This window comes from Cellulomonas timonensis, assembly GCF_900046455.1.
GTDB lineage: Bacteria > Actinomycetota > Actinomycetes > Actinomycetales > Cellulomonadaceae > Cellulomonas_A > Cellulomonas_A timonensis.
This window is the reverse complement of record NZ_FCOT01000012.1, coordinates 828,640-846,945: the sequence shown is the minus strand read 5'-3', so window position 1 is coordinate 846,945 and position 18,306 is coordinate 828,640. Positions and strand designations below refer to the sequence as shown.

The 18,306-nt window shown below is 72.6% G+C and carries 24 protein-coding genes; 12 read left to right on the top strand and 12 right to left on the bottom strand.

Going from position 1 to position 18,306, the window contains the following annotated elements; all coding sequences use genetic code 11:
* Positions 1–60: 60 nt before the first annotated feature.
* Together BN3788_RS12360 and BN3788_RS12355 are read right to left on the bottom strand one after the other, a co-directional pair.
* A complete protein-coding gene (locus BN3788_RS12360) occupies positions 61–477 on the bottom strand; it encodes a DUF4345 family protein (RefSeq protein ID WP_159066897.1) in 417 nt (138 codons plus the stop codon).
* Positions 478–545: 68 nt separating this feature from the next.
* Complete coding sequence (locus BN3788_RS12355) at positions 546–1,367, bottom strand: NmrA family NAD(P)-binding protein (protein ID WP_066586379.1); 822 nt, start codon at positions 1,365–1,367, stop codon at positions 546–548.
* A gap of 163 nt (positions 1,368–1,530) precedes the next feature.
* Between BN3788_RS12355 and BN3788_RS12350 the strand changes: the two genes are divergently transcribed.
* The 9 genes from BN3788_RS12350 (at position 1,531) to BN3788_RS12310 (ending at position 7,918) form a co-directional block, all read left to right on the top strand.
* Entirely contained in the window at positions 1,531–2,490 is a 960-nt protein-coding gene (locus tag BN3788_RS12350; protein WP_066586377.1) for an AraC family transcriptional regulator, read from the top strand.
* Positions 2,491–2,537: 47 nt separating this feature from the next.
* The gene (locus tag BN3788_RS12345) at positions 2,538–2,978 is read left to right on the top strand and encodes a nitroreductase family deazaflavin-dependent oxidoreductase (RefSeq protein WP_066586372.1); all 441 of its coding nucleotides are present in this window, start codon (positions 2,538–2,540) and stop codon (positions 2,976–2,978) included.
* 71 nt (positions 2,979–3,049) lie between these two features.
* Positions 3,050–3,661 carry a hypothetical protein gene (locus BN3788_RS12340; protein ID WP_066586369.1) on the top strand — a complete coding sequence of 204 codons (612 nt, stop codon included), beginning with the start codon at positions 3,050–3,052 and terminating at the stop codon, positions 3,659–3,661.
* Between the two features lie 18 nt (positions 3,662–3,679).
* Complete coding sequence (locus BN3788_RS12335; RefSeq protein ID WP_066586367.1) at positions 3,680–3,949, top strand: acylphosphatase; 270 nt, start codon at positions 3,680–3,682, stop codon at positions 3,947–3,949.
* 126 nt (positions 3,950–4,075) lie between these two features.
* A complete protein-coding gene (locus BN3788_RS12330) occupies positions 4,076–5,242 on the top strand; it encodes a GNAT family N-acetyltransferase (protein WP_159066896.1) in 1,167 nt (388 codons plus the stop codon).
* Between the two features lie 7 nt (positions 5,243–5,249).
* The gene (locus tag BN3788_RS12325; RefSeq protein ID WP_066586362.1) at positions 5,250–5,447 is read left to right on the top strand and encodes a hypothetical protein; all 198 of its coding nucleotides are present in this window, start codon (positions 5,250–5,252) and stop codon (positions 5,445–5,447) included.
* A complete protein-coding gene (locus tag BN3788_RS12320) occupies positions 5,447–6,139 on the top strand; it encodes a hypothetical protein (RefSeq protein WP_066586359.1) in 693 nt (230 codons plus the stop codon). The genes BN3788_RS12325 and BN3788_RS12320 overlap by 1 nt, the downstream gene beginning before the upstream one ends.
* 82 nt (positions 6,140–6,221) lie before the next feature.
* The gene (locus BN3788_RS12315; protein WP_082812840.1) at positions 6,222–7,073 is read left to right on the top strand and encodes a tyrosine-type recombinase/integrase; all 852 of its coding nucleotides are present in this window, start codon (positions 6,222–6,224) and stop codon (positions 7,071–7,073) included.
* Positions 7,070–7,918 carry a tyrosine-type recombinase/integrase gene (locus BN3788_RS12310; RefSeq protein ID WP_066586351.1) on the top strand — a complete coding sequence of 283 codons (849 nt, stop codon included), beginning with the start codon at positions 7,070–7,072 and terminating at the stop codon, positions 7,916–7,918. The genes BN3788_RS12315 and BN3788_RS12310 overlap by 4 nt, the downstream gene beginning before the upstream one ends.
* 63 nt (positions 7,919–7,981) lie before the next feature.
* On the opposite strand, the gene BN3788_RS12305 is transcribed toward BN3788_RS12310, so the two are convergent.
* The 3 genes from BN3788_RS12305 to BN3788_RS12295 all read right to left on the bottom strand — a co-directional run bounded on the left by BN3788_RS12305 (position 7,982) and on the right by BN3788_RS12295 (position 10,084).
* Positions 7,982–8,515, bottom strand: a complete 534-nt coding sequence (locus BN3788_RS12305) for a hypothetical protein (RefSeq protein ID WP_066586349.1) — start codon at positions 8,513–8,515, stop codon at positions 7,982–7,984.
* Positions 8,516–8,648: 133 nt separating this feature from the next.
* Entirely contained in the window at positions 8,649–9,671 is a 1,023-nt protein-coding gene (locus BN3788_RS12300; RefSeq protein ID WP_066586346.1) for a peptidoglycan recognition protein family protein, read from the bottom strand.
* Between the two features lie 62 nt (positions 9,672–9,733).
* On the bottom strand, positions 9,734–10,084 hold the full coding sequence (locus BN3788_RS12295) for a hypothetical protein (RefSeq protein ID WP_066586343.1): 351 nt from the start codon (positions 10,082–10,084) through the stop codon (positions 9,734–9,736).
* An 87-nt stretch (positions 10,085–10,171) separates the two neighbouring features.
* Here BN3788_RS12295 and BN3788_RS12290 point away from each other — a divergent pair, with 87 nt between their 5' ends.
* Positions 10,172–10,618 carry a hypothetical protein gene (locus BN3788_RS12290; protein WP_066586340.1) on the top strand — a complete coding sequence of 149 codons (447 nt, stop codon included), beginning with the start codon at positions 10,172–10,174 and terminating at the stop codon, positions 10,616–10,618.
* On the opposite strand, the gene BN3788_RS12285 is transcribed toward BN3788_RS12290, so the two are convergent.
* Positions 10,615–11,271: a hypothetical protein gene (locus tag BN3788_RS12285; protein ID WP_066586338.1), complete on the bottom strand. Its 657-nt coding sequence runs from the start codon at positions 11,269–11,271 to the stop codon at positions 10,615–10,617. The two genes, BN3788_RS12290 and BN3788_RS12285, sit on opposite strands and share 4 nt — an antisense overlap.
* Positions 11,268–12,419, bottom strand: a complete 1,152-nt coding sequence (locus BN3788_RS12280; protein WP_066586332.1) for a hypothetical protein — start codon at positions 12,417–12,419, stop codon at positions 11,268–11,270. Before BN3788_RS12280 ends, BN3788_RS12285 begins: the two co-directional genes overlap by 4 nt.
* Before the next feature lie 66 nt (positions 12,420–12,485).
* Between BN3788_RS12280 and BN3788_RS12275 the strand changes: the two genes are divergently transcribed.
* Positions 12,486–12,854: a hypothetical protein gene (locus tag BN3788_RS12275; protein ID WP_066586329.1), complete on the top strand. Its 369-nt coding sequence runs from the start codon at positions 12,486–12,488 to the stop codon at positions 12,852–12,854.
* 37 nt (positions 12,855–12,891) lie between these two features.
* On the top strand, positions 12,892–13,302 hold the full coding sequence (locus tag BN3788_RS12270; protein WP_066586326.1) for a hypothetical protein: 411 nt from the start codon (positions 12,892–12,894) through the stop codon (positions 13,300–13,302).
* A gap of 23 nt (positions 13,303–13,325) precedes the next feature.
* Here the strand turns inward: BN3788_RS12270 and BN3788_RS12265 are convergent, their stop codons facing one another.
* From BN3788_RS12265 to BN3788_RS12245, 5 genes are all read right to left on the bottom strand, one after another.
* Entirely contained in the window at positions 13,326–14,375 is a 1,050-nt protein-coding gene (locus BN3788_RS12265; protein ID WP_066586323.1) for a hypothetical protein, read from the bottom strand.
* A 22-nt stretch (positions 14,376–14,397) separates the two neighbouring features.
* Positions 14,398–15,288: a phage tail family protein gene (locus BN3788_RS12260; protein ID WP_147525124.1), complete on the bottom strand. Its 891-nt coding sequence runs from the start codon at positions 15,286–15,288 to the stop codon at positions 14,398–14,400.
* Entirely contained in the window at positions 15,288–17,078 is a 1,791-nt protein-coding gene (locus tag BN3788_RS12255; protein ID WP_066586317.1) for a phage tail tape measure protein, read from the bottom strand. The genes BN3788_RS12260 and BN3788_RS12255 overlap by 1 nt, the downstream gene beginning before the upstream one ends.
* Positions 17,079–17,238: 160 nt before the next feature.
* Positions 17,239–17,673, bottom strand: coding sequence for a hypothetical protein (locus BN3788_RS12250; RefSeq protein ID WP_066586313.1), 435 nt, complete (start codon positions 17,671–17,673; stop codon positions 17,239–17,241).
* A 17-nt stretch (positions 17,674–17,690) separates the two neighbouring features.
* Positions 17,691–18,305: a hypothetical protein gene (locus BN3788_RS12245; RefSeq protein ID WP_066586310.1), complete on the bottom strand. Its 615-nt coding sequence runs from the start codon at positions 18,303–18,305 to the stop codon at positions 17,691–17,693.
* Between the last annotated feature and the right edge of the window lies 1 nt (position 18,306).

Below are 18,306 nucleotides of genomic sequence, written 5' to 3'. Positions count from 1 at the left end.
CGGGGTGAGTCTGCATGGTCCAGGGCGTGGAGGTGGCGGCTCTCGCTCTGGGCTTCGCCGTTACGCGATGCTCCCGACGCCCGGGCTCGCCTGCTGTGCCGCGCACCACGCGCATGCGACGCCGAGCGCGAGCTCGACCACCCCGGCCACGGCGAGGCCGCCACCTGGCCAGCCGTCGACCACGAGCCCGGAGGTGCGGCCCGCCACGTAGGACAGGTACACCAGCGCCCCGGCGAGCAGCGCGGGCCTGGTCAGGCGGGCGCGAGCAACTGCGGCGAGCAGGAGCAGCCCGGTGGCGAGCACGACGGCCGAGCCCGCGCGCAGTTCGCTCCGCAGGCCGGCGTCATCGCCCGCGACCACGCCCGACGCCTCGTGGAACCCGTCCGGCGCCACGAGCCCGGCGCCGCCCACGACCACCGCGACGGCGCCGGAGGCGACCAGCACGACGAGCGTCGTGGCCCCACGCTGGCGACTCACGGTGGTTCCCGAGCGCCCCACTGCCCCGGGCGGGGGCGCGGGCGAGGTCCGGCGCCCGGCTGTGGCGCTCATTGGTCCCACACCCCCGCGGTCGCCGCGGCACGGCACACGTCGGCGAAGTCCCGGGGCTCGCGGCCCAGGGCGTCCTGCACGCCGTGGGCGAGCGAGGCGTTGCGGCCGTCGAAGACCTCGACGCACAGCCCCGTGATCAGATCGGCGTGCGCGGCTCCCACCTGGTCGGTGAGGGCCTGCCGGAACGTCTCGGGGTCGATCGGCGCGTATGCCAGGGGAGCGCCCGTCACCGCGCTGATCTCCTGGGCCGCCGCGTCGAACGACAGCAGCCGGGGGCCGGTCAGCTCGTAGACGCGCCCGCCGTGATGCGGCTCGGTGAGCGCGGCCACGGCCACGTCGGCGATGTCGTCCGCGTCCACGAACGGCTCGAGGACGTCGCCCGCGGGCAAGGCGACCACGCCGCCGAGGACCGCGTCCAGGAGCTGTCCCTCGGTGAAGTTCTGCGTGAACCAGGACGCCCGCACCACCGTGTGGTCGATCCCCGACGCGCGGACGATGTCCTCGCAGCGCTGCGCGCCCGCCTCGCCACGGCCCGCGAGCAGGACGATCCGCTCGACGCCCGCCTCGCGTGCGGCGGCGGTGAGCGCCTCGATGGCGGCGGGCGCCTCGGGGGCCGCGAGGTCCGGGTAGTACGACACGTACAGCCCGCGCACGCCGGCGAGGGCATCGGGCCAGGTGGCCGGCTCCTCCCAGTCGAACCGCACGGCGGTGCGCCGAGACAGCTGTCGGACGTCGTGGCCGAGGCGGGTGAGCCGCTCGACGATGCGGCGGCCGGTGGTGCCGGTCGCGCCGATGACGGCCAGGTTCGAGTTCTGCATGGGATGCCTCCTGCGTTGGTGGTGGGTCCGGGAAGGACGTCTCCGGCGTCTCTTCCACCGTCGCCGGAGCGGCCGGGGTGGCGCCATCGCCTGGCGTCCGGCGCTGTGTGCCGTTCGTCCACAGGCCTGGATGGCCGGTATATCCACATGCGAAGGTCAGGGAGTGCCTCAGCCGCCGCGCCCGCTGCCCGCCGCCGACCCGCTCGGTGAGTCGCTGCACCTGCTGCGGCTGACCGGCACCCTCTACTGCCGGGCCGAGCTCGGGGCGCCGTGGGGCGTCGAGGTACCGCCCCTCGACTCGTGCATGGTCCTGATCGTCGTCACCGCCGGGCGGTGCCTCCTCGACACCGGCGCGACCGCCCCGCGAACCCTCGAGGCCGGGTCCGTCGCGCTCCTCACGCGTGGCGCCGCCCACACGCTGCGCAGCGCCGCCGGCGACCCCGTGGTCCCGCTGTTCGACATCCCCGTCGACCAGGTGAGCGACCGATACGAGGTCATGCGCGTGGACGGTGGCGGCGCGATCACCCGGGTGACGTACGCGGTGCTGTCCGTCGAGAGCGGCAGCACCCGCAGGCTCGTGGAGCAGCTCCCCGAGGCGATCCAGGTCGACGCCTGGGGCGACGCGAGCGCCGGGGCGTTCCACGACGTGCTCCGCATCGTCGCCGCCGAGGCCGAGACCAGCCGCCCCGGCGGTGAGACCGTCATGACCCGGCTCGCCGACGTGCTCGTCGTGCAGCTCGTGCGCTCCTGGCTCGACCACGCCCCCGAGGCGCGGCTCGGCTGGATCGCCGCGCTGCGCGACCCGCACCTGGGCCGGGTGCTCGGAGCCGTGCACCAAGGCCCCGGGCTCCCGTGGTCGCTCCAGCTGCTCGCCCGCGAGGCGCGCATGTCACGCTCCGCGTTCGCCGCCCGGTTCGCCGAGCTGGTCGGCACACCACCGATGCGCTACGTGACCGCCTGGCGCCTGCAAGTCGCGCATGACCCCCTCACCGCCGGCGCCGACCCGCTCCCCGTCATCGCCCAGCACGTCGGGTACCTGTCCGAGGCCGCGTTCTGCCGGGCCTTCCGCCGCGAGTACGGCGTGTCACCGGGGAGCCTGCGGCGCGCGAAAGACGCCGCCTGACGGGACAGGCATGGACAAGGCCGCCGAGAGGGGAGTACTGAGGGGGCATGCCTCTCATCGGTGAGTACGAGCCCAGCCCCAGCTCCTGGGCCGCCCAGCAGGTCGAGAAGTACGAGAGCTCGGGCGGCACCGAGGGGACGACGATGCGCGGCATGCCCGTCGTCATCCTCACCACCCGCGGCGCCCGCAGCGGCAAGCTCCGCAAGACACCGCTGATGCGCGTGGAGCACAACGGCGAGTACGCCGTCGTGGCCTCCCTCGGCGGCGCCGAGAAGAACCCCGTCTGGTACTACAACGTCGTCGCCGACCCGCACGTCGAGTTGCAGGACGGCCCGCAGAAATGGGACATGATCGCCCGCGAGCTCAAGGGCGACGAGAAAGCCCTGTGGTGGGAGCGCGCCGTCGCGGCATACCCCGACTACGCCGACTACCAGCGCAAGACCGAGCGGGAGATCCCGGTGTTCGTGCTCGAGCGCGCCGAGGGCTGATGCCGCGGCATCGGGCAGACCGGGACGAAAGCCTCATGCGTGCGTCGCTATGGCATCGCTAGCGTGACCGGATGGGCGTCGACGCACAGGCCAGCGCTGGCAGCGCTGACATCGACCTGAGCCGGGCCTGGGCGCCCGCCATGACCGACGCGGCCGCAGTCCGTCTCGTGCTGATCTCCGAGTGCGCCGCCCCCGACCCGCACGACGACTACGACGGCTCACGTGGATCGCTGTTCGACACCACGACCCTCGAGGCGTTCGCCGCCGCAGGCCTACCCGTGCGAACCGCCGCGGACCTGACCGCCCTTGGCATCCACCGCACCGTCGCGGTACGGCACCCCAAGACGGCATCGGGCATCAGCGCGGCCACGGTCCGTGAACACGCCGGCGTCCTGGCCAACGAGCTCGCCAGGATGCCCGCAGCCCGCGCCTACCTGCTCATGGGAGACGTCGCGATCGCCGCCGTCAACCACATCGCCCGGGAACGGACTGGCAAGCGCGCGGTCCCCGCCGGCTCGACGTACAGGATCCGTGGCGGCGCGTACGAGCTGGGCGGCGTTCGCCTGTTCCCGTCCTACCTCCAGGCCGGGCCCGCATGGCGCATCGAGGCCTCCAAGCGGCAGATGATCGCCGAGGACATCGCCGCCGCCCTCGTGGTCGCGGGAATCCCCGCTGCCACCTGATCGGCGCAGAATGGACCCGTGATCGCTCGCCAGCTCGTCGTGCGGGGCGTCGTGCAGGGGGTCGGCTACCGCGCGGCGCTCGTCGCCGAGGCACGGCGGCTCGGGGTGGCCGGCTGGGTGCGCAACCGTCCTGACGGGGCGGTGGAGGCGCATGTGATCGGGGAGGCCGACGCGGTGGAGGCGCTGGTCGGCTGGGCGCGCCTGGGCCCACGGCTCGCGGCGGTGAGCAACGTCGAGGTCAGCGAGACGAAGCCAGACGGCAGCGTCGCGTTCACCGTCGAGCGGTGACCCCAGCGAAGTGCAACATCGCGCAAAGGGCCGAGACCGCGCGCCATCAGCGCCGAAAAGAGGTAGACAAGGGGCAGGGCCCGATTTGTCCGATCCGGCCCTCCACGAAGCCCAATGGAGGACCTCGTGCACATACGGCTCATCCCGCTGTCCCGGGTGACGGAGACCGATGCCCAGGCCTGGCGGCGACTCGCCGACCTGGCAGTCGAGCCCAATCTGTACCTGGACCCGCGCTACCTCATCCCCGCTCGGGCGCGTCCGGAGTCCGACGGCATGCAGATCGTCGTCGTGGAGGAGCGCGGGCAGTGGCTAGCGGCACTGGCCGTCACCACCAAGGAGGTCGCCACCGGGGCGCGGGTGCGCGCGGCGACCACGGGCGGGCCATTCATGACGCCGCACTCCGACCGCCACCACCCGCTCGTGCGGCAGGGCGACGTCGTCGGCGCGCTCACGCTCCTGCTGAGCGGGATGACCTCTGTGGGCCTGCCCGGGCTGGTCCAGCTCCAGCGGTTCCCGGCCGAGGGCGTCCTCGCGGAGGCGCTCGCAGAGGCGGTGAACCAGACCTCCATGCTGGTCCACGAGCGGCGTCGGGAGGTCACCGCCTTCGCGCGCCGGGCCAGCCTGCCAGTCCTGCCGAGCGACGGGCTCGCCACCGTTCCCGTGCTGGTCACCAGCCACCTGACCAAGAACGAGCGGAAGCAGACGGGCCGCTGCGCACGCGGGCTGGAACGCGTCGCCGGCGGGCCGCTCGAGCTACGGGACCGGAGCGCAGACCCCGCCGTCGACGAGGAGTTCCTCGACCTGCAAGCATCCGGCTGGAAAGGCGACCACAGCCGCGGCGGCGCCGCCCTGCGGCTGAACCCACGGAACGAACGGTGGTTCCGTGAGGTCACGTCAAGATTCCGGCGTGACGGCGACCTGCTCGTCACCCAGCTCGCGGCAGCCGGCCAGACCCTGTGGATCGGCTACGTCCTGCGATCCGGTGGCGCATGCTTCGGATTCCTGGACGCCTACGCCCAGGAGCACGCCAAGTACAGCCCCGGGTCGATCGGCCGCAACGCGGAGATGACCCAGGTCTTCCGGGTCACCGACGCGCCGTTCTTCGACCCCGCCTTCGACGCGCGCTACGCCACAGCCACGCGGCTCTTCCCCGACCGGCGCACCCAAGTCGACCTGCTCGTCGCCACCCGGGGACTGGCCGCGCGCACCCTGCTACGTGCGGCGCCCCTGGCTCAACGGTGGAGTGCCGAAGCCGTCAGGCGGCAGGCATCAGCGTCGGCGCCGCGGCCCTGACGGGCCGATGTCCGCGACGACTGAGTGGGCCCCGTGGGGCTCGAACCCACGACCCGCGGATTACACGTCCGAGCAGGTCAGCGACGTCGTGTCCGGCCACTTCCGCCAGCACCACGGCGACGAGTACGAGCGGGCCATCCCCGGCCGCGTCATCCCCGTGCGCTTCCCCCGGCACGCCGGCGAGCCGACGCCGGCGGTCGTCTGATGTCCCGCCGCGTGCAGCTGCCGGCGCTCGTCGCCGCGCCCGCGAGCGCCGGCGTCGTCGACGTCCTGACCGGCGCCGCGCCGCTCGTGCCGCCGGTCGCGCCCGGGCCGCTGTCGGAGCAGGACGCGCGGGCCCTCACCGAGCGGATCCGCCAGACGGCCCGCGACGTGAACGACCGCGTCACGCGGCTGCTGCAGCTCGTCGAGCAGGCACTGACGGGGGAGGCGTGGAGCGCCCTCGGGTACGCGTCCTGGACCGCGTACCTGGCCGACACGCTCGAGCCGATGCGCCTGCCACTCGAGGAGCGCCGCGAGGTCGTCGGCTGGCTGACCGGCCGGGGGATGAGCACGCGGGCGATCGCCCCGATCGTCTCCGTCGACCAGAAGACGATCTCCAACGACCGGCGGGCGATCGCCGCGGCGACCGCAGGTGAGGAGGATTCCTCACCTGCGCCGCTCGTCGTGACCGGCGTCGACGGGAAGACATACACGACCGCCCCGACGCGGCACCTCGCCGTCGTGCCCGTCGTCGAGGCGGTGCCCGCGCTCGGGATGCCCGTGGCCGACGACGAGCGCGACGCGTTCCTCGAGCTGCTGCGCGCGCGCCTCGGGGAGCGCGGGACGCTGGTCGCGGCCGACTGGACCGCGCTGCTCGCCGAGGTGCGTGCGATCGAGCACCGCGCGCAGGCCTGACGGCGTCTCTCCCGTGACCCGCACCACCCCGCCGGCGGCGGGGGCCCAGCCCTTGCGCCTGGTCGGGGCCGATGACCGTCCCATGACCTGGGAACAAGCCATCATCCTGTACGTGAAGTCGCTCCGCGCGGCTGGCAAGAGCAACGCGACGATCGTGCTGTACCGGCACTACCTGCACGTGGCCGCGGACGCGCTGCCGGGCTCGCCGTGGGACGTCGACGCCGTCGCGCTCGAGGACCTGCTCGGCTCGGTGGAGTGGGGCCCGTCCGCGCGCAAGTCGCTGCGGACCTCCGTCGGCGGGCTGTACCGGTGGGGTCGGCGGCGTGGCTACGTCGCGGTCGACCCCGCCGTCGACCTGCCGACCGTGCGCGTCCCGAAGGGGCGGCCCCGGCCCGCCCCCGAGGCGGTCATCGCTGACGCGCTGGTGCGCGCCGACGACCGCGAGCGCCGCATGATCGAGCTCGGCGCCCTCGCCGGCCTGCGCGCCGGGGAGATCTCACGCGTGCACCGCCTCGACCTCGACGGCGACATGCTCCTCGTGCACGGCAAGGGCGGCAAGGAGAGGCTCGTGCCGCTCGCGCACGGCGACCTGCTCGCCGCGATCGCCGCGAGCGACGACTGGCTGTTCCCAAACCGGCTCGGGGGGCACCTGACACCGAACCACGTGTCCAAGCTGCTCTCGCGGCTCCTGCCATCCCCGTGGACGGCGCACACCCTCCGTCACCGGTTCGGGACCAAGGCCTACGCCGGCACCCGGGACCTGCTCGCCGTCTCGCAGCTGCTCGGCCACGCCAGCACCGACACGACCCTGATCTACGTCCAGATGCCCGACGACCACCTGCGCAGCGCCGTGCTGGCGGCCGCCACGATCGGCGGCGTGGCACCGCCAGGCGCCAACGACCTCGAGGAAGCCACGACACCGCTCGCCGCGTGAGCGCCAAGAGCGCCGCGGCGGCGGTCCGGCCGGCGGCGACGTTCCTCGAGGCGTGGGCGGTGTGGATGCGCGCACAGTCCATGTCCGAGCGCACCGTCGACTCGCGGCTCGGGCTAGTCGCCCGGGTCGCCCGCCGGGCCGGCGTACAGCCGACCGAGCTGTCCGGCCTGGACATCGCCGAGCACCTGGCCGACCCGGCGCTCTCGCCCGGCACCCGCCAGACGTACTTCGCGGCGATGCGCGCATGGGTGGGATACCTGCAGCTCGTCGGCGTGCGCACCGACGACCCCATGCGCACCCTGCGCCCACCGCGAGCCCCCGCGTGGGAGCCGCGCCCGATCGAGACCGAGCACCTCGCGGCCCTGCTCGCCCAGCCGCTCCGCCGGCGCACCCGGATGATGGTGCTGCTCGCCGCCTACCAGGGCATGCGCGTGTCCGAGGTGGCCCGGGTGCGCGGCCAGGACGTCGACCGCCTCGCCGGGTTCATCACCGTGGTCGGCAAGGGGCGCCGCGTGCGCCGCCCACCGCTGCACGACGTCGTGCTCGAGGCGGCCGCCACGTGGCCCCGGGAGGGCCCCTGGTTCCCCGGGCGCGGCACCGGCGAGCACGTGCGCGCCGGGTCGGTCTCGGACACCATCTCCGACCTCATGACCCGCGCGCAGGTCCCCGGCACGCCACACGCCCTGCGCCACTGGTACGCCACCACGCTCGTCGAGCAAGGCACCGACCTGCGCACCGTGCAGGTCCTCATGGGCCACTCCTCCCTCGCCACCACCCAGGTCTACGTCCGCGCGTCCACGGCCCTCGCCCGCGCGGCGGTGGCACGGCTGCCCCGGGTCGCGTGACCCCGGACGCACGAACGCCCCCGCCCGGCCGTGTGGCCGAGCGGGGGCGTCGTCGGTGATGCGTCAGCTGAGGATGCGGTCGAGCGCGGCTCGGCCGGGGTCGCCCTCGTCGAGCGCGTCGCGCAGGCTCGCGAGGTTGGTGCGCTCGGCGTCGGCGAGCACGTCGGGCACCCAGGTCGCGCCGTTGAGGTTGGGGGCGACGCGCGCACTGCCCGTGCCGTCGAGGACGAGATGAACCGGGTCGCCGTTCGACCAGTGCCCAGGTCCGGGGCGGGTGACGCTGGGCAGCACCGAAGTGATGACCGCGACGCCGTCGGCGGTGACCGGCGCGGACGACAGCCGGAGCCGGTCGAGCCAGGCGTCGACGGCAGGGATCGCCATGATGCGGGCGATCACCGACGCGATCGCCGTGATGAGCGCGGCCGCGGCGAGCAGCCAGGCGCGCACGCCCGGGGGCAGAGCCTCGCCGAGCTCGTCGAGGAGGATCTGGACGACCACCGGCAGGACCAGGCAGAGCGTGATCAGTGCCGGGATGCCGACCTGGACGGCGGTGCGCAGGGTCGCGCGCCACGGGTGGGACTGCTGAGTGGGGACCACGGTCAGGCTCCAATCAAGGGCGAGAGGACGAGACGGACGGGATAGAGCAGGAGCCACACGACGGCGGCGAGGACGAGCCAGCTAGCGGCCGCGGTGACGAGAACCGCGGCCGCTAGCGTGAGGACCCGGCGGGTCACAGCGGGCGGGTGTAGAGCGCGGTCCAGGTCTGCGGGCCGCCGTCACCGTCGACCGTCAAGCCCTTCTCGGCCTGGAAGGCCTTGAGCACCTTGTCGGTCCCGCCGCCGTGCCAGTCGTCGACGGTGATCCGCCAGCCACGGTCGGCGAGGCGCTGCTGGTACGGCTCGGTGCGGCCCGTGTGGCGGGTGCCGAGCACCGTCACCCCGGGGTAGTCCGGCACGCCGGCGGCCGCGGCCCGGGACTCATCGCCCCACACCCCGTCGCGAGCGATGCCGGCAGCCAGCTGCAGCGCGCGGATCGCGGTCTCGGTCTGCGGGCCGGCAGCGTCGTCGAGCTCGCCCTGGTAGAAGCCGAGCCGGGCGAGCTCGCGCTGAGCGTCGCCCACACCGGGCCCGTAGTCCCCGCGCTGCACGTACTCGCCAGAGACCCGGTAGGACGAGCGGGTCGCCGTCGACGGGGCCGGCACCACCGGGTTGCCGACTGGAGCGGCGCCGCCGAGCAGTGCCCGCGCGCGCGCGTTCATCGCCTCGAGCGGCAGGAGGTAGACCCGGTTACCCGGGCAGCTCGTGGCCTTGATGTCGCGGTGGCCACCGAGGATCAGGCCCGTCCACCACCCCGCGAGCTTGCCGTGCGCGAGCAGTTGCGCGGCCGTCTCCACAGCCGCTGCGCTGGGCTCGGTGGCCTGGTAGTTGCCGGCGAAGCAGATCGACCGCACGACGGAGTTGCGGCCGTCAGTGTGCGCGCCGCGGCGGTGCATCGACACACCTTCGTAGGCCCGCCCCGAGGGGAACACCACGAGGTTGTAGCTGATGCCCTGCCCGAAGGCGCCAAACCGCGAGTAGCCGATCGACTCGAGCTTGCGCATCTCGGCGCACTCCTGCTCGACCGTGGCGTCCTCAGGCAGGTGCGTCGTCACCGAGTGGTGCACGAACACCCCGGCGGCGGCACCGCTGAGGTTCTTGTCGCCGTTCGGGCGGCGAGCGCCCCACACGTCACGCGAGATGACCTCGACGGTCATGGCTGCCTCCTGGCATGGGTCGGGCCCCGACGCCAGGCGGCGCGGGGTGGGTGTGCTGGTGGTCAGGTGCGCGTGCGTGGGCGGCGCTCGAGCGCGCCGACCCTGCCCGCGAGGTCCAGGCGCTCGTCGCGCTCGGTGCGGATCTCCTCGCGTAGGCCGCCGATGTCCCTGCTGGCCTGGCCCTGCGCGGTCTCCACCCGCACGAGCGCACGCCCTTGCTCGCTCTGCTGCGCCTCGATCCGCGAGAGCTGGTCTTTGACGGACGAGCCGTGGTTGGGCGTGAGCTCTGCGACGGCCTTGTCCGTGCGGTCCGCCACCGACTGCACCTCACGGCGAGTGCGCTGCTGCAGGAACACCATCACGGCGGGCCCGATCACCGAGGTGATGAGCGCGATCAGGACCTGTGACGTCATCGAGCTGATACCTCCGCGAGAGTGCCGATCGGGTGAAACGCTCGACCACCCCGCGACGCGTGGGCGCGCACGGCTACGGTGACGAGCATGGAACTCAGGGGTGCACTGATCGGGGCCGGCGCAACACTGCTCGTGATCGCAGGCGGGGTCACCGCCGCGGCGATCGCCAACGCAGACGACGACGCGCCGAAGCCCGTCGCGACCGAGTCCGCGAGCGCGGCGCCCACGGTGACGTCGTCCCCGACCGTGAGCCCCGAGCCGACCCAGGAGGCACCCATGCCCGCGCCGTCACCCACCACACCGCCGGCCGCCCCACCAGCCGACGTGGCGCCGGGAGCGTCGCAGCCCGTCGTGCCGCAGCCCGGGACTCCCGCGGTCGAGACCCCCGTGGATGTCGTCCCTGACACCGGGACCCCGGGGCAGATGCCCCCGCTGACCGACCTGCCGCCGGCCCCGGACCTCCCGCCGCCGCCGCAGGTCGAGCTGCCGCCCGCGCTGAGCGGCAACGCCGGCGACCCGGTGCCCGCGCCCTAGCCTCGGAAGTACAAGGCGACCGAGCGCGTGTAGGCGAGGTTGTCGGCCCTGGGGGCGAGCGGAGTCGACTGCACCTGAATGCGCACAGCTGTGGTGAGCGTCTGCCCGCCGGTGATCCCTGTCAGCGGGATGACGCCGAGCATCTCGTGGGCCGAGTACCCGGCGGGGAGGGGCTCGGGCATGCCGCCGCTGAGCGCGCCGGCTATGCCGCACTCGATGTTCAGCCAGTCGGCGGTGGCGTTGGGGTTGAAGATCCGGACCTTCCCGAAGACGAGCAGGGCCGCCGAGGTGAACCCGGGGGGCACGACGAAGCTCGCCGGAGCCAGCGATGAGAACGCAGTCCCAACGCCGAAGCCATCCTGAGCGTCCGTCGCGTAGCCCCAGCCGACTGGCGTTGCGAGCGCCTCGTTGCCGATGATCCCGGCGGGCAGCGCGAGGGTGCCCTGCACCAGCATGTTGCCGGTGACCGCGAGCGATGAGGCGATCGTCATGCCCTCGAGGTCGACGCCGATCCCGGCCGGCGACAGGATGTTCGCGCCAGTCAGGGCGCGCAGCTGCAGCTCGATCGTCTCGAGCCGCTGGAACAGCGCCTCGAGGCCGCGGGCGGTGGGCGCGAACTGGGACGCCTGGGGGGCGCCGGACCACTGGCTCATCGGACATCCATCGTGGGTGCGAGGTCGATTCTGACGGCAGTGCCGAGGCCTCCGGAGAACCCGACGATCCGGGTCCGGTAGAAGTCGGCCTGTAGGTACTGGGAGAGGTACAGGTGGTCGTCCGGGACCCAGATCTTGGCCCAGTCACCAGCCCGGTAGGACCCCAGGGGAGGGGTCCGGTCGGTGCGCGCGGACAGCGACCAGGTCGTCCACGGGCGCATGTGCGAGATGAGGTCCGAGGTCGCGTGCATGTCCAGGACCCAGGGCGTCTCGACCGTCTGGTGCGCCGACGTCGACTCGAGCAGCGGGTACCCGTGCGCCAGGAGCTCGGTGTCGTCGGCCATCGCCATGAGCAGCGCCTCACCCATGCCCTGCCCTGTCGCCCAGGATCGGTACGCCATGCGGCCTGCGTCACGCGTGACGTCGAGCGAGCGGATCCCGGACCTCGGCGCACGGTTGTCCCAGATCCAGTCTGCGTCGCCCCACGACGTCGACGAGCCCGGCTGGTGCAGCAGCGGATCGAGCGCCGTGCCCGTACGCATCTCCCACACGATGCCCTGCCGGTCGTCACTGAGCCGCGGCTGCAGCGCGATGTCTGGGCCGTCGAGCACCCCGGTCAGCTGACGCAGCCGCTCACCCACCAGGCCCAGCTCGTGGCCCGCGTACGTGCGGGTCTGCGCGCCTCCCTCGTCGACCCCGACGATGATCGGCAGCCCACCACCCACATGCGAGAGCGCCAGGCGCACGAGCTTGCGGGCGATGTCCGCGAACGAGCCCGTGTACGTGATCGCCGTGCCCGCGGGGTTCTCACCCGCTGCGAGGATCTTCATCACGACGCGGTGGTCGAAGACGCTGCGCATCCCGGCCGCGCGGACTGTGAGGGTCCGCTTCGTGTCGTTGTACGAGTGCGACCAGATCGGACCAGCCTCGATCACGTCGTCACCCGCGAGCACCGCGAGGAACGACCGCGCCGGCTCGAGCGCGAGCAGCAGCTCCTTGCGTGCCCGGACCCGCTCGTCGTCCAGCTTGATCGTCGCCTCGATCGTGCCGGCCTCGTTCAGGCCCACCGACCACGGCGCCGACAGCACCGGCAGCTGCGTCAGCCGCCGACCGGTCGTCAGCTGTCCACACATCACGGTCTGCGCCACGAGGCCTCCCTGCTGTCGGAACGGAATGCCGGGAGTGGATGGGACTGGCTCGCGGGTGGGGAGCCCGTGACCCTCGGGACAGCGATACCGACGTCGCAGGCTGTCTCGTCGACCGCCGAGGTGGTCCTGACCGGGTCGGAGTGGATCATCACGCCGTCGCGGGGTGGGGTGCTGACGGCGCGGGCAGAGCTCGACGTGGCCCAGGTGACGGCGGGGTTCGGCCTCTTCGGGTACACGATCGAGCTCGACGGCGTCCCCGTCGGCATCGGCCAGTTCTTCGAGTCGGGCATCACCCGGCTCGGGACCGTGCTGGATTCCTGGCCGGTGCGGGTTCGCGCAGGGGTACCCCGCACGCTGCGGATACGCGGCCGGGTGTTCTCGTCCTCGGGCGCCGCACGCATCAATGCCTCGACCTGGCGCGCCACCATCTCCTGATCTGGAACGGAATGCCGGGAGTGGATGGGTGCCCACCATGACCACGCCGTGGGTGACCTACAACGCCGCCCCGCTCGGGTTTGCCGTCGGCTCGGGGGGGCTCGCCCTCGCGTCAACCGAGTGGCGCCGCGAGAGCGACCTGATTCACCTGCGCAACCTGTGGGTCTTCGGGACCTCAGGAGCGACGTTCCCGACAACGCCGCGGTTCTCGCTGCCCGTCGGTTCCACCTGGACCGGCGCGGGGACGATCACCTACCGGATCACGGGCTGGGGCAGCCTCGTCAGCGGGTCCTCGGGCCAGGTGTACCCGGCCTACCCCGTCATGACGTCCTCCGGCAACATCCAGATCCTCTACGGATCACCGGTGGTGGGGATCAGCCCGACGACCCCCTGGGTGTGGGCCCCAGGCGACAGCATGTTCGTGGACGTCACGTACCGCCCGTCGTGAACCGGCCGAATCCGGGCGAATGACTAGGCCGCCTTGAAGCTCGCACCGAGCAGGGCGATGTAGCCACCCGTCGCCCAGGTGGTCAGACTCCCGTCGGGAAGTTGAGCGGTGATCGACCCATCGACGCCGAAGTTGACCCGGTACAACCCCGAGATGGTGAAGTGCCCCAGCGCTGCGCCGAACAGCGTGCCACCCCCTGGACCCGCCTTCGGGCGCATCCCCGGCGGAAGCATGGCGATGAGGCCCGACGTGGCTTGCCCTGCGAGAGGGGGACCGAGCCGTGAGGCGACGCCCTGCACCGTCACGTCCCCATCGGCTGACCGCGTCGCGGCCAGCGCACCGAACCCTCCCGTAGTCGACAGGTCGCCCCATCCCGGCTCGTAGGTGGGTGCCACGGTGAGCGCCTGGCCCCCAACCCCGACCCACCCACTCCCGGCATTCCGTTCCAACGTCCCGGTATCGAGCCGCTCGACCGTGATCGGGAAGGACGCCGACGCCAGTGACGTCAGCTCGTTCCGCTCGCCCTCGTTCCGGACCCAGATCGGCGAGCCCGCGAGCGCGGTGTATCGCCAGGTCTGGGTGATCGTGTTGCCGGACGAGGCGGTGCTGGTGGCAGCGGAGGTCATGGTGTTGCGCATGAGCTCGTAGGCGCCGGCGGGGATGGTCGGGGGCATAGGGCTGCCCGTGGTGACGGGGGCCCCGTTCGCGACCCCGAACACGGGGTAGGAGTTGGCGTCGCCGTTCTCGGTCTTGGACGGCTGGTGCACGTACACGATGTCGATGCGGGACGCGCCGGCCGTGCCGGGTGCGGCGATCGTGGGGACGGTGTCGCCACCGACGCCGCGGAACACGTGCGCGCCGTCGGTGGCACCGCGGGAGGTGGCGTAGGACGCGGGGGCGACGTTGTACGCCCAGCCAGGGCCGGCCGTGCCGGTCACCAGGGCGGCGGGAGCCCCGGGGAAAACGCCGGAGCGGATGGCCCCGGCCCCGGCTGAGGCGAGCAGCGCCGCCCAGTCGTGCCGGGTGTCCAGGGTCGTGGTGCCGATCGAGTCACTGTCAGGCCGGGCACCCATAGAGCGGGAGAGGGTCATGTGGTCACCACCATCCGGGAGGAGAGGAGATGCGCAGCTGCGCGGTGGAGTGGGCACCGAGGCTGACGAACGCGACCTCGTAGGACTCGCCGGGGGCTGAGAGCCACCAGTCGCGGTACGTGAGGCGCCCGCCGCGGTCGCCGCCACCGGAGATCGTGGCGGTGCCGTCGGCCGAGTCGATCGTGACTGTGGCGCCGGTCGCGATCGGGTCGGCGAACCTGATCCGCTGCTGGGTGTCGGTGCGCACGAGGTCGAACCCCTGAGGGGGGACCGGCCCGGTGATCGCAAACACGGGGGCGACGTCTGCGGTGCCGGGGTTCGACACGGTCAGGCGCCCGGTGGCGGACGGTGGCCCGTAGTCGAGGACGCCTGAGACGACGCCGGCGCCGTTGGTGTAGAGCGGGAACCGCAGCCCGCCGGCGGGCTGCGCGAAGCCGGTCACCAACACGTCCGTGGTGTCCGGGCCGTAGAGCACCGGGTCGGGGGCGCGCAGCTGCAGGTCTGCGGTGGCCAGGCCCATCTCGTACTCGCGGTCGGTGGGGATGTCGAACCGCCGGACCTTCACGCGCGCCCGGCGCGGGGTGTCCCACGTCGGCAGCCGGAACCACGCGTCGACGACCCGCTTGGGCCGGCACGCCCACCGCAGAGCCGTGAGCGCGTCCCGGTAGGTGACACCCATGTCGGCCATCACCTCGAGCTGCAGGGTGATCGTGCGTGCGGACATGGTGTCGTCGCCAGAGAACTCCCCGTCGGACGTCGGGTACGGCTCGTCGTCAGAGAGCACCGGCGGGTGCCCGTCGGGTCCGGCCAGCTCGACGATCTGGTATGGGGTGCCGTCGCCGATGAGCAGCCCGTCGATCTGGCCCTGCCAGTCGCTCAGGGTGGGTGTGCTCATCAGCGCCGGGCCCTCCACTCGATCTCGTCCCACATCTCCGCGGGATCGGCGCCTGTGTTAAGGGTGCCGATCCGCACGTCGACGCGCTTCCCGTTGCCGGCGCCTGCCGACTCCGACCCGTTGGCGGTGCCCTTGCCGGAGAGCGGGATGACCTCGGCGCCCACAGGCAGGCTCAGCAGCTCGGGTCCGGCCTCGCCGACGATGGCCAGGCCAGCGGCGGTGATCTCCCCACCGGAGGCGAGCATCGGGATCCGGGGCACGGAGAACTTCCTGCCTCCGACGCCGGGAACCCAGTCAGGGACGGTGAACCCGACCTTGCCCACAGAGTCGTTCCAGAACCCCGCCACCGCGTTGAACGAGCCCTTGAAGGTCCGGGAGATCGCGGAGCCGATGCCCGAGAAGAAGCCCCCGGCATCCGACCACGCGCCCTTGATCCACTCCCACGCGGAGGCCCCGGCCGCCTTGACGGTGTCCCAGTTCTTGACCAGGAGCACGATGCCGGCGATCAGGGCGGCGATGCCGACGATGATCAACCCGATCGGGTTGGCGGTGATGGCCACGTTCCACGCCCACTGGGCCGCGGTCGCCACCCCCGACGCCACGGCGCCGGCGGTCTTGGCCACGTTCATGGACTGCATCGCGACGACCGCCATGCCGACCGAGCCGACCAAATTGAGGGTGTCCCCGCCGAAGGCCTGCGTCGCCAGTGCCGCGTCGCCCATCGGGCCGGGCAGGTTCACCAGGTCCTGCACCCAGCCCTCGACCGAGCGGCGCATCGACTCCACCGACGACTGCGGGTTGCCGTTGAGCTGCTCGCCCATCGCGGCCGCCGCGCCGGCCGTGTCCCCGAGGCCGGTCTCCGCGGCCGACAGCGAGGCGAGGAACTCGGGGATCTTGTCGGTGCCGATGTCCTCGATCGGCGTGCCGAACAGCGCGATCGCCGCGTTCGCCTGAGCCGCCGGGTCCGTGATGCCCTGCAGCCCGCCGACGAGCTGGGAGAGCGCCTCGGCGCCGACGTCGCCGCCAGCGAGGAACTTCGCGGCCATGTCGGAGGCGGACAGTCCAGCGGCCTCGTACGCCTCGACGCTGGCCTTGGACATGTCGGTCCCACGGATGGTGAGCTCCTTGAGCGCATCACCCGTCTTGTCGATCGCGATGGTCCCGTTCGCCGACGCAGCGACAAGGAGCCCCATCGCCTGGTCGCCATCGAGACCGAGCTGGGCGAAGTACGTCGAGTACTCCTTGGTCGCCTCCAGGACATCGCCACGCAGCGCGACCGGGACCTTCTGCAGTCCAGCAGTGATCAGGTCCAGGGCCTCGGTCGCGTTCCCCGCCAACCCCGACTTGACCAGCAAGCCGGCGGTCGTGGCGGCATCGGCGACGTCCACCTTGAAGGCCTTCGCCACGTCGAGGGCCTGGCCCGTGACGTCGGCGAGGTCCTGCTCAGAGGCCTCGCGCATGCCGTCGATCGAGGACACCACGGTCTCGACCGCGGCCGACACCTCACCCAGGTTCTCCCCGTAGGCATCCCGGTACAGCGCCCCCGCCGCGGCGCCCCACGCCTCGGCCTGGGCAGGGGTCGCACCGAGCGAGGCCGTCAGCTCGTCGTTGATCCGCTCCGCGTCCAGGTTCGCCGCGAGCGCGTTGCCGATCTGCTGACCGGCGAACGCCGCCGCGGCGCCGGCGGCCGCCTTGCCGGCGTTGTCCTGGAACAGCTTGAAGGTCTTGTCGACCCCCTCGCTGTCGCCGAGGATGTTGACCACGAAGTCCTTGGCGCCGCTTGCCGCCACGATTACCTCCTACCGGTGCGGCCGACGCGCTCGGCCTGCTCATGCAGGCGTCGCGTCTCGGCGCGGTACTCGTCGACGGAGAGGGCCATGTACGACCAGGTCAGCCACTCCAGGTCGTGCACCGACTCGGGGGTGACCCCGGGGAACAGGCGCAGGACGGTCAGGAGCCGGCCGCGGACTTGCCCCTCGAGCCACGGCTCTTTGGCGTTGAGGCGGACGACCTCGAGGTCTTCCGCGCCGGGGCGGGCTCGGCGCTGGTGTCGGGCGCCGGGATGTCCGTCCCGGCTGGCGTAGGGACCTCCGCCGCGCCGGCCTCCTCGATTCGCCGCTGCTCGTCGGCGTCCAGGACGTACAGGGGCAGCGGCCGGTCCCAGATCTGCTCGAGGGTGAGCAGGTTGCCGCGGGCCTGCTCGGACAGGAACTCGGTGACCTTCAGCGACCAGGTCTCGGAGTCCGCGTCCTTGCTCTTGGCCCGGTCGACGAGCTCCTGGAGCTTCATGCCGGTCTCGCGCTGCAGCGCCGCCACGGCCCGCCCAGGGGCCGTGAACAGGGTGTGCGCGCGCATCTCCACGCCGTTGGCGGTGATCCTCGCCACAGGGGTCCTCCTCGTGTCTAGGTGGCCTCGCCGAGCGCGTCGGCGATCGCCTTCTCGATCTCGGCCTTGGCCGCCTCCCGGCCGGCCACGGCGGGCCCCCAGAAGTACGGCTGGCCCTTCTGGTCGACGAACTCCTCGCCGCCGAAGACGGGGTGGCGGAACCGGCGGGCCTGCCACTGGATCGCCATGACGCCGGCGACGCGGGTCTCGGCGCGCACGTTCACGCCCTGGCGGCTCGTGCCGGCCACCACCCGCGTCTTGAGCGAGGCCTTGATCGACTCGCGCATGCCGCGCGAGCGGGTGCGCTTGGTGGCCACGTCCTTGTAGACATTGACCCTGCGCAGGTACGCCTTGCGGTTGTCGGACGCGGCGACGAGCTTGAGGCGAGTGCCGGACTTCGCCGCGTTGCCCGGCAGGGGGCCGTCGAGGATGGCCCGCTGGGCAGCGATGATCGCCTCGCCCGACCCGCGCAGCCGCTTGCGCAGCTGGCGGGCCAGGGCGGGCGAGACGTCCTTGGCCGCCTGCAGGACCTCCCGCAAGTTCTTCGCCTCGAGGGTGATCTCCGGCGCGTCGCCGAACTGGGCACGCTGCGTCGGCTGCCGCGACCACCGGACGAACGAGCGGCGTGCCATG